The organism is Streptomyces sp. NPDC111516 (assembly GCF_055635345.1).
This window is the reverse complement of record NZ_JBVKBV010000023.1, coordinates 65818-90161: the sequence shown is the minus strand read 5'-3', so window position 1 is coordinate 90161 and position 24344 is coordinate 65818. Positions and strand designations below refer to the sequence as shown.

Below are 24344 nucleotides of genomic sequence, written 5' to 3'. Positions count from 1 at the left end.
GCTCCTTCCCATCCGTCCTGTGACGGAGCGAATCCTTTTGCCACTTCCCGGAATAGGCGACCGGAGCGGGTAGTTGGTGAAGCGGCAAGTCCACATCACATACCGCAGGCACCATCGGAAGGTCGGATCCATGAAGATCGGCATCGTCGGAGCGGGCAACATCGGCGGTAACCTCACCCGGCGTCTCACCGCACTGGGGCATGACGTTTCCGTCGCCAACTCGCGCGGTCCGCAGACGCTCACCGAGCTCGCCGAGGAGACCGGAGCCACCCCGGTCGCAGCGGCCGAGGCCGCTCGGGGAGCCCAGATCGTGGTTGTCACCGTCCCCCTCAAGGCAGTCCCCCGTCTGCCCTCGGGATTCCTCGACGAGGCTGCGGAGGGGGTCGTGGTCATCGACACGGGCAACTACTACCCGCAGCAGCGCGACGGCCGCATCGCGGCGATCGAGGACGGCCTGCCGGAGAGCCGGTGGACCGAGCAACAGATCGGCCACCCCGTGATCAAGGCGTTCAACGGGACGTACGCGCAGGACATCCTCGACAACGGCCGTCCCAAGGGCAGCCCCGGCCGTCAGGCGCTGCCGGTGGCCGGTGACGACACGGCGGCCAAGCAGGTCGTGCGCGACCTCATCGACGAGCTGGGCTTCGACACCGTGGACGCGGGTGGCCTCGACGAGTCCTGGCGGCAACAGCCCGGCGCGCCCGTCTACGGTCACCAGGGAGACGCCGAGGCCGTTGCCAAGGCACTCGCCGACGCTTCCCCGGAGCGTACGGCGGAGTGGCGCGCCTGACGGGCCGGGGCGACAGCGATCGACGGGTTCATCCTCGTCGCGGTGGGCGTCGCACGTACGACCAGGCCTTCAAGGATGGCGGTCCGAGCGGGTACCTGCCCGTTCCGCGTGGTCGACGAGCCGGTACAGGCAACTGATCGCCAAGCCCCGCCGAGATGCTGGAGCAGGTGGCGGAGGTCTCCGTCACCTGCTTCGCACCGAAGATCACGGTCCGGTACTACGCTCGGCCCGGCCTCTCGTGCGCCCCGGTCGTACGCGAATCGGCTGCCGCCGCCCTGGCTGTGTCCGAAGGCCGGTCCTATGTCAGCGCACGTCGCCCGGGCGGGCCGGAAGGCTGTCCATGAATGAGCTGACGGAGAAGACGGCGCGACCGGGTCCGGGCGGGCCGTAGCCGGGGGGTGAGCTGAGCCCGTACTCCTCCATCGTCGCACGGTAGGCGTCCAGCAGGCGGATGTGATACTCCAGCGGCGCTCCGTCCGGGTTGGTCTTCCCGAGCGGGGTGGTGGGCTCCGGGCACCAGGTGGTGAAGCGCGGCGTGATGCCGTGCGACATGAAGAACCGCAGGCCTTCGGTGGTCGATTCGATGGCCTCGTTCACCGTGGTGAAGCCGAAGGGCTCGGCCATCTCCACGCCCGCCACGAAGTTGGGGATGACATTGCGGGGGCCGAAGACCTCGGCGGAGTCCAGAATGCGGCGGTGCCACTCGTCACGGCCCACGTAACGCTCCTTGCCGGGGCAGTAGAGCTCGAACAGCCGGCGGTCCCACACCTCGTAGTTGGGGTGGTAGATCTGGACGCCGTAGTCGTGAAAGCGCTGTACATCGGCCTTGGGCAGGGCCTGGGCGACGACCTTGCCGATCCAGCGACCGGGAAAGCGCTCCTCGATGGCCTTCGCGTACTGACCGTAGAAATCCGCCTCGTCACGGCCGCCGATGTGGGAGGTGATGGCGCCCCCGGTGAGGGTGTACGCGGTCGATGTCTTCGCGGTGTCGTATTTGTCGATGATGGCCAGTGCCTCCAGGACCTCCTCGACCGGCTTCACACCGGTGTACGGGCGTCCTGCCGCCTTGTGCTGGCGCCAGTTGTGGTTGATGTCGCAGTACTGGCACTCCTCCTTCGCCCCGAAGTACTGGCAGACCCGGAAGACCGTCAGATAGACGAGGTAGCCCCACTGGATGGTGGGCGCGACCTCCATCACGGACTTGCCGTTCTCGAGAGTGTGCCGGTAGTAGTCCGGCATCGGTGGCAGGCCGACGTCGGAGATCCGCCGGCCGTCGAGGTACAGCCCGAGCACGCCGTCGCCGTCGGCAGCGACACGGTACGGGGACGCCGGGTTGACCCTTACCGACACCACGGTCCGGCGCAGCTCGTACGGTCCACCGGTGAGGACGATCTCCTCCGGCGGGCGGCGGAGCGCGGCCGCGCCGAGCTCGGGGAGTGTTCCGTGGTCGAACGAGAAGATGAAGTACGACTTCGGCTTGACGTCGCCGCCCTCGTTGTCGCTGAGCGCGGACTCGTCGAACGCCACGCCGCCGCGCAGGAGATCTTCCTTGATGACGGCTTCCCGGGGCACGTGCGGGAACTGCTCCATGAGCCGCTCGATCAGGCGGGTGCGGCTCCGGCCTTCACCACTCTTTTCGGGGCGGCTCTGATCGGTGCGGCTGCGGTCGGTACTGCTGGGCATGTGCGCGACTCCTCGGTCCGGTCGTCGGAGGCGTTCCGGGTACGCCTGACTGTGCAACGAACCACGGGCGCCTGCGGTGCCCGGCCGCACCGGCCGATTCGTCCGGGTGCGGTGCGAATGCTGTCCGGTCCGTCAGTGACACGGTCCGGGCGGGGAATTCACCGGTCCCAGTGCGTGGGCCGGCTGAGCGCGGGCGGCAGTCTCGTAGCCGCGTCGCCCCGGGCAGCATTGAGCTGCGCCTGAGTCAGGAAGAGACTTCCGGTGAGGTCGGCACCGGACAGGTCGGCGTCCCGGAAGTCGGCGCCGATCAGATCGGCCAGGCGCAGGTCGGCACCCGTGAGGTCCGCCGCGATGAGGTAGGCGCCTCGCAGGTCGGCGCCGCGCAGATCGGCGCCCTTGAGTCTGGCTCCGATGAGGTCGGCGCCGCGGTGGTCGCGCTTCTTCCTGCGGGGCACCGTGGCTCGTACCAGTTCGCTGGTACGGAGCAGGAGACCCGCGACGTCGTCACGGTGCGCGGCCACGTCCAGGTCCGTGAACCCGTCCGCAGGCAGATGGGTGAGGCGGTCCGTCTCGTCGAGGCCGCGCCGGATCTCGCCGTGGAGGGAGCGTGCCGCTTCCAGGGACAGTGCTTCCGTGAGGTACCAGAGGAGTTCGTGGAGTTGCCGCATGACCGGGAAAACCTGGAACATCTGCTGCGCGGTCTGCGGGGCCCGCCGCCAGTCCTGCCCGTCGAAGGTTTCACGGGAGACCTTCTGGCCGGCCCCGAAGCATTCGTACACGGTGCACCCGGGGAAGCCCTGCGTCCGCAGATCGGTGTGGATACCGCAGCGGAAGTCCTCCTGGAGATTACGGCAGGGCTTACCGGCATCCTTGTTGATCGCGAAGTCCGCGGACCGGGTCAGGGTCAGTGCGACGCAGCACAGGCCGAAACAGTTCGCACAGTCGGCGCGCAGCGCGGCACGCTCGGCACGCTCGGTGCGGTCGGTGCGGTCGGTGCCGGGGCGTGGGGCGTTGTCGGGCACAGTGCGTGGGTCCTCCGGGACAGGGAACTGTCGGACGGTCGACCCTATCCGGATCCGTCACCCGTACACACCGTTTTCGTGATCACCACCAGTAGGCACCGACCACCGTTGCGTCCCTTTCGGCTTCTTTGCAGGTACCGGACCAGGGGCTGCGCTCCGGGCGGGAAGCGTGCGCGCAATGTGGTGGCCGACATCGTCGATGCCGGGGATGGCAACGTGCACCCTCTGATCGTCACGTCGCCGTCCGATGAAAGGGGCGCTCCAAAGGCGTAGCTGGGACCTCGGCTGTGGGGCGGCGTCTTCGGCGTCCGGGGCGGCCCACGCCCGAGCCGTTGTCAGTGGGGCGACGCACACTGACTGCAGTACGGCATGGGCGAAGGGGGGACAGTCATGGGCACCGAGCACGAGACCGGCTTCGAACCGACCGCCGGGGACGGCCCACAGGCTTCGGCACCGGACGGAAGCCGGGCGGCTGCGGTACGGACGGCGTTCGAGGGCCTGCTGCAGATCCGACGGCTGGCGAACACCGGACACGCGAGTCCGGAGGGTGTGCCCGCACACTGGGAGATTCACCGGCCGATACGGGCCGTCGCCCTGGCACTGGAGGCATCGGGCCTGGCTGCCTCGGCCGTTGACGGCTCGGGGTTGCGCACGGCGACCGGTTACCGTCTGCTGCCCGGCGATGCGCCGGGCAGCGTGAAGGTCGAGTGGCTCGGTCCGCCCGGCAGCGGAGCCGCACATGCAGAAGAGGTCGAGCTGCCCCGGTGCGCCGCCGTGCTGCGGGAGTTGGGCTGGACGGTGTTGTCGTACCGGGGGCCGCGGCGCAGAAGATTCCTGGAGGTCGAACCACCAGCCGGTGACGGAGACGCACCCCATCTCGCCGAGAGTGATCAGTACGAGGACGGGAACCAGGCGGTGCATCCGATCAGCGAGCGGCACGCGGCAGAACCGGCGGCGAAGCTAACGCCGCACGTCCCGCACGAACGTGTACAAGGCACTGAGGAAGATCACAGCTCCAGCCCCGATCCAGAGGGCCGATGCCCCGGAGCGGTACGCACGAACGGCAACGACGAGCAGCAACATGCCGGCAAGAACACTGAAGGCCGAGATCAGAACGCTGATGCGGTTGGTCACACGGACATCATCAACGACAACCTCGGCGGGCGGGAGTGATCCAAACGAATCGGCCCAGCCGACGGCCCGGGGCCGCCGTGGAGGTCATTGTCAGACCCATGGGGGATGCTGGTGGGTCCGACACCTCTGACCGGGAGATGCTGAGATGCGTAATGACGAACTCGCCGCGGCCCAGGCGTATGTCCGACTGCTGGAGGCCACTCGGGCAGCGCTCACGGAGCCTGACGAAGGTCCCGCGTATGTACCCTTGCTCGCCTCACCGATCGCGGAGGCGGATGTCGCACTTGCGCGTGCGGGGCTCTGCGGCAATGAGTCCCGGTTCTTCGATCTCGTGCGCTCGCTCCAGCCGAGCATGTCCGGCAGCGGTCGCTGACCGGACCTGCTGAACGGCACCGTACAGTCGCGGTGCACTCCATCGCCGGGCGGACCGAACCGGGCAGGTCCGCTCGGCCGTCTATCAGTCGAACAGTTGACCGTTAATCCGATTCGCGAGCCGCGCACCTGCGGGCTTGCTGTCGTCGCGCCGGCGCTCTTCACCTCGGCGCTCGGATGCGCCACCATGCTCGGAACGAGTCGGCGGACCGGGCGCTCCCGGGCCCGCGCGCGATGCCCGTCGGCCCGCACAGCATCATCCGTCCCACGGCCACATCTCCCCTCGCCGTTTCGGGCGTACTCGCACCCGGCATGGTGAATTGATTCAAACAGCCAGGAGAACTCGGACAGTCGCTTGACTGGCAGCTTTTGGCAAACCTAGCGTCAGATGAAACGATTCATAACCTTCCGAACCACGGGTCGCTGGATGACTCCGCTTGTGAGGTGTTCATGTCTGACATGTCGGCCGTGAAGGCAACTCTGAAGTCCCAGGTGATCGAGACGCCGTCGTGGGGGTACGGGAACTCGGGGACTCGGTTCAAGGTGTTCGCGCAGCCGGGGGTGCCACGCGACCCGTTCGAGAAGCTGGAGGACGCGGCACAGGTGAACGCGTTCACGGGTGTGGCACCGAAGGTGTCCTTGCACATCCCGTGGGACAAGGTCGAGGACTACTCCGAGCTCAGCCGGCATGCCACGGATCTCGGGCTGCGGATCGGCGCGATCAACTCCAATGTCTTCCAGGACGACGACTTCAAACTCGGTTCGGTCACCCACCCCGACCCGAAGGTGCGCCGCAAGGCAACCGACCATCTGCTGGAGTGCGTCGACATCATGGATGAGACCGGGTCCCCCGATCTCAAGCTCTGGTTCTCCGACGGCACGAACTATCCCGGGCAGGACGACATCGTGGCCCGTCAGGACCGACTCGCCGAGGCACTGGCGGAGGTGTACGGGCACCTGGGTGACAAGCAGCGGATGCTGTTGGAGTACAAGCTGTTCGAGCCCGCCTTCTACACGACGGATGTGCCGGACTGGGGCACGGCGTACGCGCACTGCCTCAACCTCGGTCCGAAAGCCCAGGTGGTCGTGGACACCGGGCACCACGCGCCCGGCACCAACATCGAATTCATCGTTGCGTTCCTGCTGCGGTCAGGGAGGCTCGGCGCGTTCGACTTCAACTCCCGGTTCTACGCCGACGACGATCTCATGGTCGGCGCCGCCGACCCGTTCCAGCTGTTCCGGATCATGCACGAGGTGGTCAAGAACGGCGGCCTGAAGTCCGAGACGAACGTCAACTTCATGCTCGACCAGTGCCACAACATCGAGGCGAAGATCCCTGCGGTGGTCCGGTCGGTCGCCAATGTGCAGGAAGCGACCGCCAAGGCGTTGCTGATCGACGTGGACGCGCTGAGCACCGCGCAGCGGTCCGGCGATGTGCTCGCCGCGAACGGTGTCCTGATGGACGCGTACAACACCGATGTCCGTCCACTGCTCGCCGAGGTGCGTGAGGAACTCGGCCTGGCCGGCGATCCGTTCGCCGCATATCTGGCCTCGGGCAATCAGGAGCGGATCGCTGCCGCCCGGGTCGGCGGCGAGCAGGCCGGCTGGGGCGCCTGAGCCCCGCCCCCTCCCCCGTACGCCCGTCCGACCGTTTCAGCCCGATTCCAACCCGGCCCCCGATCCGACCCGGCCCCGCCCCGACCCCGAAGGAATCTCATGACGTCCGCGACGCACGCCGAAGTCGCCGCCCTCCTGGAACGCGCCCGCCGGATCGGCTCCGACGCCCGCAACACCAACTACGCAGGTGGCAACGCATCGGTGAAGGCCACCGACACCGACCCGGTCACCGGCGGCGAGACCGAGCTGCTGTGGGTCAAGGGTTCCGGTGGTGATCTCGGCACCCTGACCGAGGCCGGCCTTGCCGTTCTGCGCCTGGACCGGGTGCGCGCGCTGAAGTACGTGTACCCGGGGGCGGAGCGCGAGGACGAGATGGTGCCGGCGTTCGACTACTGCCTGCACGGCAAAGGGGGCGCTGCCCCGTCCATCGACACGGCGATGCACGCACTGGTCGAGGCCGCGCACGTCGACCATCTGCACCCGGACTCGGGGATCGCGCTGGCCTGCTCCGCCGACGGGGAGAAGCTCACGGCGGAGTGTTTCGGGGACAAGGTGGCGTGGGTGGGCTGGCGCAGGCCCGGGTTCCAGCTCGGTCTGGACATCGCCGCGGTCAAGGAGGCCAACCCGCAGGCCGTCGGTGTGATCCTCGGCGGCCATGGCATCACGGCGTGGGGCGAGACGTCCGAGGAGTGCGAACACAACGCACTCTGGCTGATCCGTACGGCCGGGACGTTCCTTCAGGAGCGGGGGAAGGCGGAGCCGTTCGGCCCCGTGCGGGCGGGCCGTGAGGCCCTCGCCGAGGAGCCCCGCCTGGAGCGCGCCGCCGCGCTCGCCCCGCTGATCCGCGGTCTGGCTTCCACCGACCGTCCGCAGGTGGGCCACTTCACCGACACGGAGCCCGTGCTGGACTTCCTCTCCCGTACCGAACACCCGCGGCTCGCCTCGCTCGGCACCTCGTGCCCGGACCACTTCCTTCGTACGAAGGTCCGCCCGCTGGTCCTCGACCTGCCCGCGGACGCCCCGCTGGACGAGGTCCTGGCGCGCCTGAAGCAGCTGCACGGGGAGTACCGGAAGGCGTATCGCGCGTACTACGAGCGTCACGCCGCCCCCGACTCACCCGCGATGCGTGGCGCGGATCCGGCGATCGTGCTGGTGCCCGGGGTCGGTATGTTCTCCTTCGGCAAGGACAAGCAGACCGCCCGGGTCGCCGGGGAGTTCTACCTCAATGCCATCAATGTGATGCGTGGCGCCGAGGCCGTCTCCTCGTACACGCCGATCGAGGAGTCCGAGAAGTTCCGGATCGAGTACTGGGAGCTGGAGGAGGCCAAGCTGCGCCGGATGCCGAAGCCCAAGCCGCTGGCCACCCGGGTGGCGTTGGTCACGGGTGCGGGGTCCGGTATCGGCAAGGCCATCGCGCACCGGCTGGTCGCGGAGGGGGCGTGTGTCGTCGTCGCGGACCTCGATGCGGAGAGCGCCGCCTCGGTGGCGCAGGATCTCGGCGGGCCCGACAAGGCTGTCGCGGTGACGGTCGATGTGACCAGTGAGGAGCAGATCGCCAGGGCGTTCGAGGCCGCCGTGCTGGCGTTCGGCGGTGTGGATCTCGTCGTGAACAATGCCGGGATCTCGATCTCGAAGCCGTTGCTCGAAACCACCGCCCGGGACTGGGATCTTCAGCACGACATCATGGCGCGCGGCTCGTTCCTGGTGTCGCGCGAGGCCGCCCGGGTGATGAGGGCGCAGAACCTCGGCGGCGACATCGTCTACATCGCGTCGAAGAACGCGGTGTTCGCCGGCCCGAACAACATCGCCTACTCGGCGACCAAGGCCGATCAGGCTCACCAGGTGCGGCTGTTGGCGGCCGAATTGGGCGAGCACGGAATCCGGGTCAACGGCATCAATCCCGATGGTGTGGTGCGTGGTTCGGGGATCTTCGCGGCCGGCTGGGGTGCTCAGCGTGCGGCGACGTACGGCATCGAGGAGGAGAAGCTCGGCGAGTTCTACGCGCAGCGGACCCTGCTCAAGCGCGAGGTGCTTCCGGAGCATGTCGCGAACGCCGTCTTCGCCCTGACGGGCGGGGACCTGACGCACACGACCGGTCTTCACATTCCCGTGGACGCCGGTGTGGCCGCGGCGTTCCTTCGATGACCGGCGTCCCTGAGATGAGCCGCATCCCCGCGATCGCCCTCGTTGCCTCGATGCCCCTCGTTCCAGCGATGAACCACGTGTACGCGACGAACCGGATGAGATGTACATGTCCGTGACGTCACGAAGCGAGGCGGTCTTCGCGGCCGTGGACCTCGGTGCCACCAGCGGTCGGGTGATCACCGGCCTTGCCGGGCCGGGGAAGCTCGTGCTTACCGAGGAGTACCGCTTCCCCAATACCCCGGTCCGGCTGCCGGACGGATTGCGGTGGGACGTACTCGCCCTGTACCAGGGGATGCTGGACGGGCTGCGGACGGCCGCGCGCAGCGGCCCGATCGCCTCGATCGGCATCGATACCTGGGCGGTCGACTACGGCCTTCTCGATGCCGACGGCGTGCTCCTCGGGCTGCCGTTCCACTACCGCGACGGTCGCAATGGCCGGGCGGCCGAGGAGGTGCTGGCCGAATGCGGGGCGCAGGAGCTGTACGCGGTCGGCGGGTTGCAGCATCTGCCGTTCAATACGGTGTTCCAGCTCGCCGCACATCGTGCGAGTGCCCAGTGGGGCGCGGCACGAACGGTGCTGTTGATCCCCGATCTGCTGGTGCACTGGCTGACCGGCACGGTGGGTGCGGAGATCACCAACGCTTCGACGACCGGTCTCTTCGACGCGTCTGCCGGTACCTGGTCCGATGCCCTGATCGGCCGGCTGGATCTGGAGCGTTCCTGGTTCCCGCCATTGCGTGAGCCGGGCGACCCGGCCGGGACGCTGTTGCCGCATGTCGCCGAGTACACCGGTCTTCCGGCCGGTACTCCGGTGACGACCGTCGCCTCGCACGACACGGCTTCGGCGGTCGCCGCGGTCCCCGCGACCGAGCCCGGATTCGCGTATGTGTCCTGCGGTACCTGGTCGTTGGCTGGTCTGGAACTGGCGGCTCCGGTACTGACGGAGGAGTCCCGGGCGGCGAACTTCACCAATGAACGCGGGGTGGACGGGACCGTCCGCTATCTGCGCAACATCATGGGCATGTGGCTGCTGGAGGAGTGCCGCCGCGCCTGGGACCGGGAGGGTACGGCACCGGGTCTCGCGGAACTGCTCGCCGAGGCAGCCCGGGCCCGGCCGTTCGCCGCGGTGATCGACCCCGACGACGCGACGTTCCTCGCCCCGGGTGACATGCCGTCGCGCATCGACGCCCACCTCGTACGGACCGGACAGGCACCGCCCGGGAGTGCCGGCGGGTACGTACGGTGCGTGCTGGAGAGTCTGGCACTGGCGCATCGCAGAACGCTGCGGCAGGCCGCCGGGTTGGCGGGGCGGGAGCCGGCCCGGATCCATCTCGTCGGCGGCGGTTCGCGCAACGAGCTGTTGTGCCAGTGGACCGCGGATGCCACCGGGCTGCCCGTGACGGCCGGTCCCGCCGAAGCGACCGCGCTCGGCAACATCCTCTTGCAGGCACGCTCCCATGGCCTCGTGGGCGATCTCATGGACATGCGGCGACTCGTCGCGCAGACCCAGGAGTTGCGCCACTACACCCCGCAGGGAGATCAGCGTGCCTGGGACCGGGCTGCCGCGAGGCTGCGGCCGGCCTGAGTCCCGGGCACTTCGACACGCGGGCCGGGCCCCGTCCGGCGGATGCCCGGGCCCCGATGGATGACGAAGGAAGGAAGCTCATGACTGATGTCTCTCCCGTCGCGCTCGACGGTGCGCTCGCCCACACCGCACGTCGCCGTACCCGCGTCGGCCTGGTCTCCGGTGGACTCGGTGCGTACTGGCCGCAGTTCCCCGGTCTCCTCGACCAGCTGCGCGAATCGGCGCGTCACGTGACCGGGCGGTTCGAGGAGATGGGCTGCGAGGTCGTCGACGCCGGCTTCATCTCCGACCCGCAGGAGGCCGCCGGCGCGGCGGAACAGCTGCGCAGGGCCGACTGCGACATCGTCGTGACGTTCCTGACGACGTATCTCACGGCTTCGATGGTCCTGCCGATCGCCCAGCGCACCCACTCCCCGGTGCTGGTCATCGACCTCCAGCCGACCGAGGCGATGGACCACCCGAACACCGACACGGGCCAGTGGCTGGCGTACTGCGGACAGTGCCCACTGCCGGAGGTCGCCAATGTGTTCCGGCGCAGCGGCATCCCCTTCCGCTCCGTCTCCGGTCATCTGCACGACGGGAACGCCTGGAGCCGAATCCGCAGGTGGATCTCCGCCGCGCGGGTGCGGGGCGCGATGCGGCACGGCCGGCACGGGTTGATGGGCCACCTCTATCCCGGCATGCTCGACGTCTCCACCGACATGACGCTGGTCTCCACCCAGTTCGGCGGGCACGTCGAAGTCCTCGAATTCGACGACCTGCGGGTCCGTGTCGCCGCCGTGACGGACGAGGAGGCCGCCGAACGCGTCGCGCTCGCGCGCAGGGTCTTCACCCTCGACGATTCCGTCGACGAGGGCGATCTTGCCTGGGCCGCCCGGGTGTCGGTCGGACTGGACCGGCTCGTCGCGGACTTCGGGCTCGACAGCCTCGCCTACTACCACCGCGGTCTGGAGGGTGAGATCCATGAGCGGCTCGGCGCAGGCATGATCCTCGGCGCTTCGCTGCTGACCGCCCGGGGCATCCCGATGGCCGGGGAGTACGAGCTGCGCACCAGCCTCGCGATGCTGATCGCCGACACCATCGGCGCCGGCGGCTCCTTCACCGAGCTCCAGGCCCTCAACTTCCGCGACCGGGTCGTCGAGATGGGGCACGACGGTCCCGCCCACCTCGCGATCAGCGCCAAGGATCCGCTGCTGCGCGGGCTGGGTGTGTACCACGGCAAACGCGGGTGGGGCGTCAGCGTCGAATTCGACGTCAGGCACGGTCCGGTCACCACGTTCGGCGTCGGCCAGGAGGCGGACGGGACATTCACGTTCATCGCCTCCGAGGGCGAAGTCGTCCCGGGACCTCTGCTGGAGATCGGCAACACCACCTCCCGTGTCGACTTCGGCTTCGACCCCGGTGAGTGGACCGATGCCTGGTCCGCGACCGGCATCGGCCACCACTGGACTCTTTGCACCGGCCGCCGCGCCAAGGACTTCAAGGCCGCGGCCGACCTTCTCGGCATCCCGTTCCGCACCGTGACGGGCCCCAACGACCTCTGAGAGGCCCCTGCCTCGATCTGCCCAATTCCACCCTGTATGCACCAGTCTGTTGTTATGCCTCAGTCCGTTGTTCGGGAAGCGGGAACAGGCCGAGCTCGCGGTCTCCCAGCGGCGCGAAGAAGAGCGCCACGTCGGCCTCGGTGACCTCGGCCAGGTCGGCCGGATTCCACTGCGGATTGCGGTCCTTGTCGATGATCTGGGCACGCACGCCTTCCACCAGGTCGGGCTTGGTGAAGGCGGTGCACGAAGTCCTGTACTCCTGGTCGAGCACCTCCTCCAGGCTGCCGAGCCCGCGGGCCCTGCGCATCGCGGCGAGGGTCACCTTGAGCGCGGTGGGAGACTTGGCCAGGATTGTTTCGGCGGCCTGCTTGGCGGCGGGGACACCGCTGCTTCCGAGCCGGTCGAGGATCTCCTCGACCGAGTCGGGCCGGTAGCAGAAATCGATCCACTCGCGGTGCTCCGCCAGTTCACCGCCCGGCGCGGGTGAGGCGTGCCACCGTACGGTCTCCTCGACCTCGGCTGCCGTACCGCAGGTGGCGAGGGCCGTGGTGAGCCCGGGAAGGCGGTGCGACGGCACGAATTGGTCGGCGAGCCCGCACAGCAGTGCGTCAGCCGCACCGACCGCGTCCGCGGTGAGTGCCAGATGAGTGCCGAGCTCACCGGGTGCGGCGCTGAGCAGGTGCGTACCGCCCACATCGGGGACGAAGCCGATTCCCGTCTCGGGCATGGCGACGCGCGAGCGTTCGGTGACGATACGGACGTCGCCATGGGCCGAGACACCAACGCCGCCGCCCATGACGATGCCGTCCATGACCGCGACGTACGGCTTGGGGAACCGGGCGATACGGGCGTTGAGCCGGTACTCGTCACGCCAGAAGTCCATCGATGTGCCGCCGCCCGAGCGGGCGTCCTCATGGATCGAACGGATGTCGCCGCCCGCGCAGAGACCGCGCTCCCCCGCGCCGGCGATCAGGACCGCGGTGATGGCGTCATCGCGCTCGGCTTCGCCGAGTGCTTCGTCCATGCGCAGGACCATGGCGTGGTTCAGCGCGTTGAGGGCGTGGGGGCGGTTGAGCGTGATGTGCCGGATGCGTCCCTCGGTGTGCAGCAGAACGGGATCGTCGTGATTCATCAATGCGCTCCGATCAGCCCCTGTGCCGTATCGCCCGCCGATCGCGGACGATCTTCCGCTGCCATTCTGCGGGGCGGGTCCCGGGCTCGGGCAGCAGGGGTGCGGGAGGGCGAGAGCGGGCGCTCCGCGCCTCCCGCCTCCGCTCCCACACCGACCGCGGAGCAGCCGTGACGCGAGCGCAGAAGAGCGAGAGCGCAGAGAGGCCTGGCTCCCCGCGAGCGGGGAGCCACCGGAACCGTACGGGTCACGGCCCAGGTGGGAGTGGGAGCTGCGGCCGGGTCGGCGGTGAGGACCGTGCCGGTGAGGCCGACCACCGCTGCGGCCGCGAGTGTCCCCGCAGCGCGCAGGATGTGTCAGAGACGGCAGTACATGATGTGCAGTCCGACAAAGCCCTGTTTCGGATGGTTGAACCCCTCGGGCAGCGTTCCGAGGACTTCGAAACCGAGCGAGCGGTAGAGCCGGACAGCGTGGATGTTCGTCTCCACCACGGCGTTGAACTGCATGGCCCGGAACCCCGATGCGCGAGCCCAGTCCAGCGTGTACGCACAGAGGGCCCGGCCCACCCCCTGACCGGAATGCTCGGGGTCGACCATGTAACTGGCGCTGGCGATGTGTGCGCCGTTGCCCATGTGGTTGTTGTTCATCTTCGCCGTGCCGAGGACCGCCCCGTCGTCGTCGACCGCGACGACCGTGCGGTTCGGTGACTTGAGGAGCCACCATGAGCAGGCCTCGTGCTCATCGAGGTCGGGCGGATAGGTGAACGTCTCGCCCGCGGCAACGATTTCGTGGAAGAACGGCCAGATGCCGGCCCAGTCCCCGGTTGTGGCTTCCCTGATCAGCATGCGGGTCAGGATGCCGGTTCCGCTCTCCCCGCACCAGGAGTTTTCAGCAAGGACGGAGGGATGGGCGCCGCCGCAGCCCGAGCCGGGCAAACAGCCCGAGTGCGGCTCCCGCGACCGGTCAGGGCTGGTTCGCGCCCTCGCTACCCGCCTGCCGCCTGGCGACACCGAGGTGCTCCCCTACCCTGTTCACGAGCAATGTCATCTCGTACGCGACCTGGCCGACGTCGGCCTCGGCCTCGCTGAGCACGCACAGACAACTACCCTCACCCGCGGCCGTCACGAAGAGCAGCGCCTCGTCGAATTCCACCATGGTCTGCCGGGCCTTGCCGGCCCGGAAGTGGCGTCCCGATCCACGGGCGAGGCTGTGCAGCCCGGACGAGACCGCGGCGAGATGCTCCGCGTCCTCGCGCGCCAGCCCCGAACTCGCTCCGGTCACCAGACCGTCGTTCGACAGCACCAACGCGTGCCGTATGTGCTCGACCCTGCCCGTGAGATCGTCAAGGAGCCAGTCGAGTCCCCTGTCCAGCGCCATATCCCCGCTCCTCCCCGCTCATACGTTCCCCGTGCCCCACGTTTCGCGTAAGCCTTGCGTACGGGCCACGTAGGGGCAAGCGGTCCTCCATCATGTGGCTGGGTCCTGGCTCCGTGGCGCGCGAGGGAAGAGTGCCGGGAGAGTCAGCCCACCGAGCCGAGGAGCCGGGCCGTGTGCATCCGCCCGGCGTACTCGACCATGCGGATCAGGACTTCCTTGCCGGAGTCCCGGTCGCGCGCATCACACAGGACGACGGGTGTCCCGAGGTCGAGATCGAGGGCACGGGACACTTCGCGCTCACCGTATGCGCGGGCACCGGCGAAGCAGTTGACCGCGACGACGAAGGGGATGCGTCGGTGCTCGAAATAGTCGACGGCCGGGAAGCAGCCCTCCAGACGACGGGTGTCTGCGAGGACCACAGCCCCGAGGGCTCCCTGGGACAGTTCGTCCCACAGGAACCAGAAACGGTCCTGACCCGGTGTGCCGAACAAGTAGAGCGAGAGGCCGGACCGGATGGTGATGCGTCCGAAGTCCATGGCGACGGTGGTCGTGGTCTTCCGATCGACCCCGTCGGTGTCGTCGACCGACTGTCCCGCCTCGCTGAGGAGTTCCTCGGTCCGCAGCGGCCGGATTTCGCTGACCGCACCGACCAGCGTCGTCTTCCCGACTCCGAAGCCTCCGGCGACCAATATCTTGAGTGCAAGAGCCTCGGTCTCCCTGGCCTTCCCGGCCGTCACCCCGTGAGTGTTGTCAGCGTGCTCGGAAAGCATCGATCACTTCTCTCACCAGTGAGTCCCAAGACACTGAATGCGCAGGTCAGAGCTGTCTTGAAGGGCTCGGATTCCGTGAACCGTCAGCATGATTACGTCGACAGTGACTACGGCGACAGCATGGCAAACGAGCACCTGCCCCGGGGGACGGGATCGCTTTTTTAGCGATGTGATCGTTTCCCGCTCACTCCATGACCGGATGGGTCCACAACCGGATGAGTCCAGCCACCGATGCGTCCCTCCGAGCGCGTCCGTGGTTCGCGCATTCCCGGTCGTGAGTGCGCGGGCCCCCGCACAAGGGTCACGCGTTCCCGGAGGTACGGGCCCGCGGCCCCCGACCGCCCGGCGCCTACACTGGGTACTTCGGGCGCGGGAAGCAGCCCTACGCGGACAGGGAGAGCAAGAGTGTCGACAAGTGCCGGCGGCGGTTTCGAGGATCCGCCCGCGGAGGTACTGGTGGAGGCGGCTGCCGCCTTCGGCCTGCTGGCGACGCCTGCGCGGCTGCACATCGTGTGGGCCCTGTCCCAGGGCGAAAGCGATGTCACCGGCCTCGCGGACCGGGTGGGCGGCACCCTTCCCTCGGTGAGCCAGCATCTGACAAAGCTGAAACTGGCCGGACTGGTACGGTCACGGCGCGAGGGCCGCCGGCAGGTGTACCTGGTCGACGACCCCGATGTGGTGACCGTGGTACGCCTGATGGTCGGCCAGCTCGCCGAACGCGCCGGACACGCGCCCGAGCAGCCCGTACGCCTCCGTGGGCTCGGTGCCTGAGAGCAGTGCCGCCGCAGGTGCCGGCAGCACCGAGTCCGATCGCTCGTCGGCCGTCGTCGTGCCGATAGCGGGCGCGGCGGCCACCCGGAGCGCCTCCGTCGATCTCGCGCGACCAACGTCGCCGAGTGCCGCACCGACCTCCTTGCAGGTGCTGCGTTCGCTGGACAGCGGCCCGCGGGGGCTACTGGAGGGGCAGGCAGAGGAACGACTGGCGCGGTTCGGCGAGAACACCCTGCCGGCCTGGCGTCCGGTCTCCTGGCCCCGTCGTTTCCTTCGCAGCCTGCGGGATCCGTTCACCTCGGTGCTCCTCTGTCTGGGCCTGGTCTCGGCAGCGGTGGCCTCGTGGGGCACCGCGTCGGTGACGCTGGTGCTCGTGGTCGTCAGTTGTCTGCTGCGGTCCGCGGAGGAGCATCGGGCCGACCGTGCGACGGCTGCCCTGCGGGAACTGGTGGCGACCACCGCGACCGTGCTGCGCCGCACCGGCCCGGATGACGTCCCACAGACGCGTGAGCTGCCGGTCGGGGAGCTGGTGCCGGGCGATGTGATCAGGCTCGGCCCGGGTGATCTCGTACCCGCCGATGTGCGGCTGCTGCGCGCGAGCGGCCTGACCGTGCATCAGTCGGCCCTCACCGGTGAGTCGGCGCCGGTCTCCAAAGAACCCGTCGATACGCCGGACCGATACCTCACGGTCGGCGCCGGGCCGGCCGACGGGTCCGGGCTGTTCGAACAACCCGAGCTGTGCTTCCAGGGCAGCAGCGTGGCATCCGGCAGCGGTACGGCGGTGGTGACGGCCACGGGTGCCGACACCCGGTTCGCCGCCGCGTACGACGATTCCGCTCGCCGCCGCGGCACGAGCGCCTTCGACCGTTCGGTGCAGGGGATCTCCTGGACGCTGATCCGGTTCATGCTGCTCACCCCGCCGCTGGTGCTGATGGCCAACGCGGCACTGCGCGGCCGTGGTCTGGAGACACTGCCGTTCGCCGTCGCGGTGGCCGTCGGTCTGACTCCGGAGATGCTGCCGGTGATCGTCACGACGGCGCTGGCCAGGGGCGCTTCGCTGCTCGCCCGGAACCGTGGGGTGATCGTCAAACGGCTGCCCGCACTGCACGATCTCGGGGCGATCGATGTGCTGTGTCTGGACAAGACCGGAACCCTCACCCAGGACCGGCCGGTGGTCGAACGGTCACTGAACGGATCGGACCGGTCCGATCCCGAGGTGCTGCACTGGGCCGGGGTCAACGCCTTGTGGACGCTGCAGCTCGCTGATCTGCCCGCCCCCGACGCACTCGACGAGGCGGTTCTGGACGCGGCCGAGGACCAGGAGGAGGCACTGTCCGCGTACGACGGTGTGGCCGCGCTGCCGTTCGATCCGGTGCGGCGCCTCGCCACCGCGGTCGTCCGCAGCCCCGGCAGGCTCGGTACGCACACCCTTGTGACGAAGGGCGCAGTGGAATCGGTGCTCGACCGGTGCGCCCTGGACGATGGCGAACGGGACCGGCTGAAGGCCCTGGCCGCCCGTGAGACCGGGAATGGTCTGCGGCTGCTGGCGGTGGCCCGTACCGAACGGCCCGCCCGGCTCGGTCCGTACACGACGGCCGACGAACGGGGGCTGGCCTTCCTCGGCTTCGTCACTCTGCGGGACGCGCTCACCTCGAGCGCCGCCGAAGCGCTGGCCGTTCTCGGGCACCGGGGCATCGCCGTGAAGGTCCTCAGCGGCGACGATGCGGGGACCGTCGCCCGCGCCTGCCGGGATCTGGGCCTCGACCCGGGTGAGGTCGTCTCCGCGGAACGGATCGACGCGCTGTCGGACGGGGAACTCGCGCAGGCCGCCGACCGGGCCACGGTCTTCGCCCGCTGCACGCCCGAGCACAAGGCCCGGATCGTCTCCGCACTGCGCGGCTTCGGACACACCACCGGATTCCTCGGCGACGGCGTCAACGATCTGCCCGCGATGCACGCGGCCGATGTCGGCATCTGCCCGCGCAACGCGGTCGATGTGGCGCGGGAGACCGCCGACGTGGTGCTCGCCGAAAAGGATCTCGTGGCCATCGACCACGCGATCACGGAGGGCCGGCGCTCCAGCGGGAACATCGCCACGTATCTGCGCATCACGCTCTCGTCGAACCTCGGCAACGTCATCGCGATGCTCGCCGCAGGGCTGATGCTGCCGTTCCTGCCGATGCTTCCGGCACAGGTCCTGGTGCAGAATCTGTGCTTCGACGTGGCACAGCTCGCCTTCGCGTTCGACCGGCCCGCACCCTCGGTGCTGCGGCGGCCCACGGTGCTGCGTCCGCGCGACTTCCTCCGCTTCATCACCGGTTTCGGTCTGCTGAACGCCACCGCCGACCTGGCGACGTTCGCCATGCTGGCCTTCGCATTGCGCGGTTCGGCGACATCGGGCGGGCAGGAAGCCTTCCATTCCGGATGGTTCACCGAGAACCTGCTCACCCAGGCTCTGGTGATGCTGCTGCTGCGTACCGGCCGTCGCACCGCCGAGGATCGCAGCGGCGGTCCGCTGCGCGCGGCCGCGTCGGGTCTTGCCGTGGTCGGGCTGCTGCTGCCGCTCACCCCGCTCGGTCCGTTGCTCGGCATGAGCGCACTGCCGCCGCTCTATTACCTGTTGCTCGCAACGGTCCTGGCCCTGTACGCATACGGGCTGTGGGCCGCCCGTGCCCGCTACGAACGGAAGTGGAGGTACTCATGACCCCCTCGCGCGTCGGCCACCCTGCCTCCGACCCCGGTCCGGGCATCGACGGCGGGCACGTGGTGCGTGCTCGCCGCGCCACGCTCTCCTCCTTCGGATGATGGTCCGGGCATCGCTCTGAGCGCCGCGGTGCCGCTTCTGGCGGGCGTTGAGAGCGCAGGGGAGGGCGGGACCTACATGTTGCGCAACGGCCTCGAACCCTGGCACGTGTTGATCGTGGTGATCGTGCTGTTCGGCTCGAAAGGCTGCCGGACACGGCCCGCGCCCTGGGCAAATCCATGCGGATCCTGAAGAGTGAGACGAAGGCCATGAAGGAGTCCGATGCGAGTCCCGGGAGCGGCCCGCACACGTGAGGCCCCGGCTCGCCGACGGGGAACACCCCTCGCAGCTTGTTACTTCAGGAATTGCGCAAGCAAGGGAACTACGGGCGCGACACCGTCGTTGACCCTGGTGACGGCCGAAGAAGTGCTGATCACCGCATCATCGAATCGCTGAACCACTGGATCAATGGAGGAAGTTCATGGGTGTGACCCTGGCCAAGGGCGGTAACGTCTCCTTGTCGAAGGAAGCGCCCGGCCTGACCGCAGTGACGGTCGGCCTGGGCTGGGACGTACGGACGACCACGGGTGCGGATCACGACCTGGACGCGAGTGCGCTGCTGTGCTCGGACGCCGGCAAGGTCCTCTCCGACCTGCACTTCGTCTTCTACAACAACCTGACCAGCCCGGACGGTTCGGTCCAGCACACCGGTGACAACCTGACCGGTGAGGGCGAGGGCGACGACGAGTCCATCAACGTCGATCTCGCGGCTGTCCCGGCCGATGTCGCCAAGATTGTTTTCCCGGTCTCCATCCATGACGCGCAGAGCCGTGGGCAGAGCTTCGGCCAGGTCCGCAACGCCTTCATTCGCGTGGTGAACCGGGCGAACGGCGTCGAGCTGGCCCGCTACGACCTCAGCGAGGACGCCTCGACCGAGACCGCCATGGTCTTCGGCGAGCTGTACCGGCACGGTGCGGAGTGGAAGTTCCGGGCGGTCGGCCAGGGTTACGCCTCGGGCCTGGCCGGTATCGCGTCCGACTACGGCGTCAATGTCTGAGCCGGCAGAACCGTACGGCCGTTGAGCGCGGTCCGCTCTCCCCTCCCGGCACAGGGAGAGGAGAGCGGACCGTGTGCTCCCTGTGCCGAGGGACCGGCCGCATCACCGTGGTGCCCCTACAGGGCCCTCAGGCCGTTGATCACCTCGCGGAGGAGGTGTTCGTCCGGCAGCTGCGCGGGCGGTACCGGGCGGCTGACCCGCACATAGCCGGCTTCGAGCAGATCGCCGAGGAGTACGCGTACGACTCCGACCGGCAGGTCGGCGTCGGTGGAGAGTTCCGCGACGGACTGGGTTTCCGACCGGCAGAGCGCGAGCATGGCCCGGTGTTCCGGACCGAGCAGGGATTCCTCGGAGCCGTCCAGCGCGTTGTCGTCCAGGGTGACGAGTGCGATCAGATCGAACCGCACGCCGGCGGGGCCCGGTTCGGTCCGGCCGCCCGTCACTGCGTACGGGCGGACCAGCGGGCCGGCTTCGGCGTCGTACCACTGACTGCCTGTGCGTGCGTGCGGGCCCGGGGGCAGCGGGGTGCCTCCAGGACCCCCGTCGGTCATGGACACGGCCGTCTCCGCCCGCTCAGCCGACGGTCGGCGCAGGCGCGACGAACCGCGGCGGGGTACGCAGGTGCTCTCCGACACGTTTGACGAGCCGGGCCATCTCGTAGGCGACCAGTCCGATGTCGGCGAAGGCCGTGCTGAGTACCGCGAGACAGGATCCGTCGCCCGCCGCGGCAACGAACAGGAAGCCCTCATCCATCTCGACCATGGTCTGGCGTACGTTCCCGGCGCGGAAATGGCGCCCTGCGCCCTTGGCCAGGCTGTGAAATCCGGAGGCCACCGCGGCGAGATGTTCGGCGTCCTCGCGGCTGAGGGCGTTGGAGGCGCCCACCGCGAGGCCGTCGCCGGAGAGCACCACGGCGTGGCGGACCTCGCCGACCCGTGCCACCAGGTCGTCCAGCAACCAGTCGAGTTCACCCGAGGTGTGGCGATCCCCGGTCCTCTCGTTAGCGATCATGCGTGGTCTCCTTCGCTGCGTGGACGGGGCTCGGAAGTGCCGGGGGTGGTGCCGCCGCCGCGCACCCAGCCGTTGCGGTAGGCGGTCATGCGGTCCCGCGCCTGCTCGGGGGTGCGCTCCAGGAGGCCACCCTTGTCGTTCGGGGCGCCGCGCGGCGATTCGTCGGGGTGCGGCTCCTCACGGAGTTGCGGGACGAGATTGGTCTGGCGCACCCGGCGCGGCAATGTGCCGTCGTCGGGCTGCGCTTCCGTCCAGGCCCCGGGCCCGTGCTCGGCCGTGCCGCCCGGACGCCCGCGCAGCGAGGTGACCGCGGCAGCCGGCTCCGTACGGGATTCGAGTGCGGGTACGGGTACTGGCGCGGGGAAGGCGGTGGTCCGCGGTCGCACCGCGCGAGGACCGGATCCGGGTCCGGGTCCGAAGGGCGGGCGGTCCCGGTCGTCCCCGCGCTCGACCGAGGCGTTCCCCGGCGCGGCCGGCTCCTCGGCCGCCGGGAGTGCGCTCTGCAGCAGTGACGTGGGGAGCAGAACCACGGCGGTCGTCCCGCCGTACGCGGAGGTGCGCAGCCGGACCTTGATGTGGTGCCGCACGGCGAGTCGGCTGACGACGAAGAGGCCGAGCCGGTCGCTGTCGAAGAGGTCGAGCGCCTCCGCCTGCTCAATGCGCCGGTTCGCATCGCCGAGGAGTTCGTTGCCCATGCCCAGGCCACGGTCCTCGATCTCCAGGGCGTAGCCGTTGCCCACGAACTCGCCGGTGACGCGCACCTTGGTGTGGGGCGGTGAGAACTGTGCGGCGTTCTCGATGAGTTCGGCGAGCAGATGGGTGAGGTCGGCGACGGCGGTGCCGTTCACCGCGGCGTCGGGCAGTTGCCGTACCTCCGCCCGGGCATAGTCCTCGATCTCGGAGACGGCGGCGCGTACGACGTTCGTCAGCGGTACGGGCATCCGCCAGGCCCGTCCCGGCGCCGCACCGGACAGGATGATGAGGCTCTCGGCGTGCCGTCGCATCCGGGTGGTGAGGTGGTCGAGCCGGAAGAGGTCGCTCAGCTCGTCCGGGTCGTCGGCCCGGCGCTCCATGCTGTCGAGGAGGTTGAGCTGACGGTGGACCAGTACCTGGCTGCGGCGGGCGAGGTTGACGAAGACTCCGGAGATGCCATCGGCGAGTTCGGCCCGTTCGACGGCGGCGCTGAGGGCTGCCCGGTGCACGGTGCCGAGTGCCTCGCCGACCTGGCCGATCTCGTCCTGGCTGGCCGGGCCCTGCGGGGCCTCGGCCGCGATGTCGAGTTCCTCGCCGGCCCGTAGCCGTCGCATGGCGCGGGGCAGTTTGCGTCGGGCGATCTCCAGGGCGCTGTTGCGGAGGCTGACCAGTTCGACGACGAGCGCGCGGCCGATGCGTACGGAGATCACCAGGGACGCGGCGACGGCGGCGCAGCCGAAGAGGACTGCGGCTCCGGACGGGCTGAGCAGTCCGCGGGTCAGCGGCTTCGTCCGGTCGGCGGCGCGTTGTCCAGCGGTGGTGTCGATGGTGCGCAGCTCGCTCCGTACGCGGGCCGCCGCTCGTTCCCAGTCGGTCACGGGCACCGCCTGTGCCGCCTGGCGTCCGGCTGGTGCGGCAACCACCTTGTCCTCGGCAGCCTGGAGCTGCCGATACGCGGCTCCGGTGGTGAACCGCTGCCAGGTGGCGCGCTCGGTGGCGGGGAGATCCGCGCCCGCGGTCTCGGCGAGGTTCCTCCGGGTGGCCACCGCTCCGGTGAACAGGCGCAGTTGGCCGCCCTTGAGCGTTCCGGTGCGGGCGGCTGTGGCGAGCAGGGTGTCCTCACGGGCCAGCATCTCGTCGGCGCGGGCGAGTTCGAGCAGGACGCGGGCGTCGGAGCCGAGTGCGTCGTCCTGGATTCCGGTGAGGGCGCCGGAGACGCCGAAGGCTGCGGAGACGGCCGCGGTGTACTGCTCGTACACGGCGCGCTCGTCGCCCGCCCCGCTCTTGTCGGTGCGCAGTCGGTGGGTGAGGGCGAAGAACCGGTCGAGCCGGTCGGCGACCGCGGGCGGGAGGTTGCCGGTGTCGGCGATGGTGTGGTCGCTGTCCAGGCGCAGTGCGGCGAGCGCGGTGTCGGTGCGCCTGGCCTGCCGCTCCAGTGCGGCGGCCTGGACGCTGCTGGGGGCAGCGGTCTGCAGGACGGCCGCCCGGCGCTCGCTCTGGAGTGCCGCGACGGCGGTCGATATCGGGGCCCGGACGTCGCCGTCGACCCGCTGCAACTGGCGTAGGCGTGCCACCTCCTGGGCGGTGGTGACCGTGGCGAAACCCCACAGGGCGAGCAGCGAGACAACCGGCACCATCAGCAACGAGATGATCTTGGCGCGTACCGTCCTGGGACGCAGCGTCCACCGCCCGCGCGGCGCGGATGGGTCGTGTGTCAGCAGCAGTTGTGCGTCGTGCTCGGCACTCTCGTCGGCAGGCGGTCCCGCATGTGCGCGGCGTCCACGCGTCGGCGGGGCGGTGGGCCGGGCGGCGGCCGTCGCACCGGTTTCCGGGGTCGTGCGGGGTGGGCGCATGGCCTCCTCGTTCCGGGTGTGGAGCTGGGTGTGTCGCGGGCGCCGGGGGCCGGTGCCGTTCGGCCGGGTGCACAGGCGCCGGGGCGTGGTGATGTCGGGCGCGGTGGTGTCAGGGCGTAGTGGCGGGCGATGTGTCGCGGTCGCTCGGACCACCGCGTCGTGGCCGGGAGACGGGACCCCTCCCGGTGAATCCGTGTGGTGCGGTCTCCGTGGAGTCCGCTTCGGCCGGTGCTGCGGTGCGTTCGGCGTAGACATAGGCGGCGCGTTCCCGGGCCGTCGGGGAGAGCGCGACGAACGCCGAGGTCAGGAAGAGGTACGAGCCGAGACCGACAGCCAGGGGGAAGATGAACTGCATGGCCGTGGCCCCGGCAAGGTCCCTGCCCGAGGGCGTGACCTGCACGGAGACCGCCAGCATTCCGGTGTAGTGCATGCTGCTGACCGCCGCGCCCATGACGAGCGAGGCCAGCGCGACGGCCCGGGTGGACTTGATGTTGAGCGCCGCCCAGAGTGCCACCGTCGCGGCCACGACAGCGATGGCGACGGAGAGCGTGACGCGCAGCGGGTCGTAGTGGATCGTGCCGTGCAGGCGGAGCGCCGCCATTCCCAGGTAGTGCATGCTGGCGACGCCGAGTCCGGTGGCGAATCCACCGAGCAGCAGTGCCCTGGTCCGGTCGCGGCTGTAGCCGACGGCGAAGACTCCGCCTCCGACCACAGCCATGGCGCCGAGCAGGCTGAGGAAGGTCAGCGCCACGTCGTAGCGGATGTCGGTGCCGGTCACGCCGAAACCGAGCATCGCGACGAAGTGCATCGTCCAGATGCCGGAGCCGATGGCGGATGCGGCCGTGATCAGCCAGTTGCGGCGCGAACGGCCGGTCGTGTCGAGTGCCCGCACGGTGCAGCTCAGTCCGAGTGCGGAGCCGATGCATGCCATCGCATACGACAGCGCAGGTGTCAGCCAGCCGAAGGTGGCGTGGTCCAGGTGTCCCATGGATCGGGGACGCTAGTCGCGATGGGGGCGCGCGCCCCGGGCGCATTTCGAAAGCTGCTG

At 69.3% G+C, this 24344-nt stretch carries 19 protein-coding genes and 2 pseudogenes; 11 read left to right on the top strand and 10 right to left on the bottom strand.

From position 1 onward, the window contains the following. Positions 1-94 precede the first annotated feature (94 nt). Positions 95-790: an NADPH-dependent F420 reductase gene (locus tag ACZ7L9_RS31045; RefSeq protein WP_471420458.1), complete on the top strand. Its 696-nt coding sequence runs from the start codon at positions 95-97 to the stop codon at positions 788-790. A gap of 303 nt (positions 791-1093) precedes the next feature. Here ACZ7L9_RS31045 and ACZ7L9_RS31040 read toward each other — a convergent pair whose 3' ends face one another. After that, complete coding sequence (locus ACZ7L9_RS31040; protein ID WP_471420409.1) at positions 1094-2473, bottom strand: radical SAM protein; 1380 nt, start codon at positions 2471-2473, stop codon at positions 1094-1096. 158 nt (positions 2474-2631) lie between these two features. Next, positions 2632-3495, bottom strand: a complete 864-nt coding sequence (locus ACZ7L9_RS31035; RefSeq protein WP_471420407.1) for a pentapeptide repeat-containing protein — start codon at positions 3493-3495, stop codon at positions 2632-2634. A 390-nt stretch (positions 3496-3885) separates the two neighbouring features. Between ACZ7L9_RS31035 and ACZ7L9_RS31030 the strand changes: the two are divergent. The 6 genes and pseudogenes from ACZ7L9_RS31030 to ACZ7L9_RS31005 all read left to right on the top strand — a co-directional run. Then, positions 3886-4353 (top strand): annotated as a pseudogene (locus ACZ7L9_RS31030) (hypothetical protein); the annotation flags it as partial. A gap of 421 nt (positions 4354-4774) precedes the next feature. Then, complete coding sequence (locus ACZ7L9_RS31025) at positions 4775-5002, top strand: hypothetical protein (RefSeq protein WP_471420406.1); 228 nt, start codon at positions 4775-4777, stop codon at positions 5000-5002. Positions 5003-5451: 449 nt separating this feature from the next. Next, positions 5452-6618 (top strand): L-rhamnose isomerase, encoded by a 1167-nt coding sequence (rhaI, locus tag ACZ7L9_RS31020; RefSeq protein ID WP_471420404.1) that lies wholly within the window; start codon positions 5452-5454, stop codon positions 6616-6618. Positions 6619-6717: 99 nt separating this feature from the next. Then, positions 6718-8763, top strand: a complete 2046-nt coding sequence (locus ACZ7L9_RS31015; RefSeq protein WP_471420401.1) for a bifunctional aldolase/short-chain dehydrogenase — start codon at positions 6718-6720, stop codon at positions 8761-8763. A 106-nt stretch (positions 8764-8869) separates the two neighbouring features. Further along, positions 8870-10348 (top strand): rhamnulokinase, encoded by a 1479-nt coding sequence (locus tag ACZ7L9_RS31010; protein ID WP_471420399.1) that lies wholly within the window; start codon positions 8870-8872, stop codon positions 10346-10348. Between the two features lie 80 nt (positions 10349-10428). After that, on the top strand, positions 10429-11892 hold the full coding sequence (locus ACZ7L9_RS31005) for an arabinose isomerase (RefSeq protein ID WP_471420398.1): 1464 nt from the start codon (positions 10429-10431) through the stop codon (positions 11890-11892). Positions 11893-11944: 52 nt separating this feature from the next. Here the strand turns inward: ACZ7L9_RS31005 and ACZ7L9_RS31000 are convergent, their stop codons facing one another. The 4 genes from ACZ7L9_RS31000 to ACZ7L9_RS30985 all read right to left on the bottom strand — a co-directional run bounded on the left by ACZ7L9_RS31000 (position 11945) and on the right by ACZ7L9_RS30985 (position 15168). Next, positions 11945-13024, bottom strand: a complete 1080-nt coding sequence (locus tag ACZ7L9_RS31000) for an enoyl-CoA hydratase/isomerase family protein (RefSeq protein WP_471420396.1) — start codon at positions 13022-13024, stop codon at positions 11945-11947. A 353-nt stretch (positions 13025-13377) separates the two neighbouring features. Next, positions 13378-13866, bottom strand: a complete 489-nt coding sequence (locus ACZ7L9_RS30995) for a GNAT family N-acetyltransferase (protein WP_471420393.1) — start codon at positions 13864-13866, stop codon at positions 13378-13380. Positions 13867-13984: 118 nt separating this feature from the next. Beyond that, entirely contained in the window at positions 13985-14398 is a 414-nt protein-coding gene (locus ACZ7L9_RS30990) for a roadblock/LC7 domain-containing protein (protein ID WP_471420391.1), read from the bottom strand. Between the two features lie 143 nt (positions 14399-14541). Then, positions 14542-15168 carry a GTP-binding protein gene (locus ACZ7L9_RS30985; protein WP_471420390.1) on the bottom strand — a complete coding sequence of 209 codons (627 nt, stop codon included), beginning with the start codon at positions 15166-15168 and terminating at the stop codon, positions 14542-14544. A 405-nt stretch (positions 15169-15573) separates the two neighbouring features. On the opposite strand from ACZ7L9_RS30985, the gene ACZ7L9_RS30980 reads away from it, so the two are divergent. The 4 genes and pseudogenes from ACZ7L9_RS30980 to ACZ7L9_RS30965 all read left to right on the top strand — a co-directional run bounded on the left by ACZ7L9_RS30980 (position 15574) and on the right by ACZ7L9_RS30965 (position 19739). After that, entirely contained in the window at positions 15574-15939 is a 366-nt protein-coding gene (locus ACZ7L9_RS30980; protein ID WP_471420388.1) for an ArsR/SmtB family transcription factor, read from the top strand. Then, on the top strand, positions 15932-18643 hold the full coding sequence (mgtA, locus tag ACZ7L9_RS30975) for a magnesium-translocating P-type ATPase (RefSeq protein ID WP_471420386.1): 2712 nt from the start codon (positions 15932-15934) through the stop codon (positions 18641-18643). The genes ACZ7L9_RS30980 and mgtA overlap by 8 nt, the downstream gene beginning before the upstream one ends. 177 nt (positions 18644-18820) lie before the next feature. After that, positions 18821-18996 (top strand): annotated as a pseudogene (tatA, locus tag ACZ7L9_RS30970) (Sec-independent protein translocase subunit TatA). Positions 18997-19163: 167 nt separating this feature from the next. Then, positions 19164-19739 (top strand): TerD family protein, encoded by a 576-nt coding sequence (locus ACZ7L9_RS30965; protein ID WP_189280859.1) that lies wholly within the window; start codon positions 19164-19166, stop codon positions 19737-19739. A gap of 116 nt (positions 19740-19855) precedes the next feature. On the opposite strand, the gene ACZ7L9_RS30960 is transcribed toward ACZ7L9_RS30965, so the two are convergent. The 4 genes from ACZ7L9_RS30960 to ACZ7L9_RS30945 form a co-directional block, all read right to left on the bottom strand. Then, the gene (locus ACZ7L9_RS30960; protein WP_471420455.1) at positions 19856-20290 is read right to left on the bottom strand and encodes a DUF742 domain-containing protein; all 435 of its coding nucleotides are present in this window, start codon (positions 20288-20290) and stop codon (positions 19856-19858) included. A 22-nt stretch (positions 20291-20312) separates the two neighbouring features. Then, a complete protein-coding gene (locus ACZ7L9_RS30955) occupies positions 20313-20750 on the bottom strand; it encodes a roadblock/LC7 domain-containing protein (RefSeq protein ID WP_471420384.1) in 438 nt (145 codons plus the stop codon). After that, on the bottom strand, positions 20747-23296 hold the full coding sequence (locus tag ACZ7L9_RS30950) for a sensor histidine kinase (RefSeq protein WP_471420382.1): 2550 nt from the start codon (positions 23294-23296) through the stop codon (positions 20747-20749). Before ACZ7L9_RS30950 ends, ACZ7L9_RS30955 begins: the two co-directional genes overlap by 4 nt. A gap of 109 nt (positions 23297-23405) precedes the next feature. Next, positions 23406-24284, bottom strand: a complete 879-nt coding sequence (locus ACZ7L9_RS30945; RefSeq protein ID WP_471420379.1) for an MHYT domain-containing protein — start codon at positions 24282-24284, stop codon at positions 23406-23408. Positions 24285-24344 lie beyond the last annotated feature (60 nt).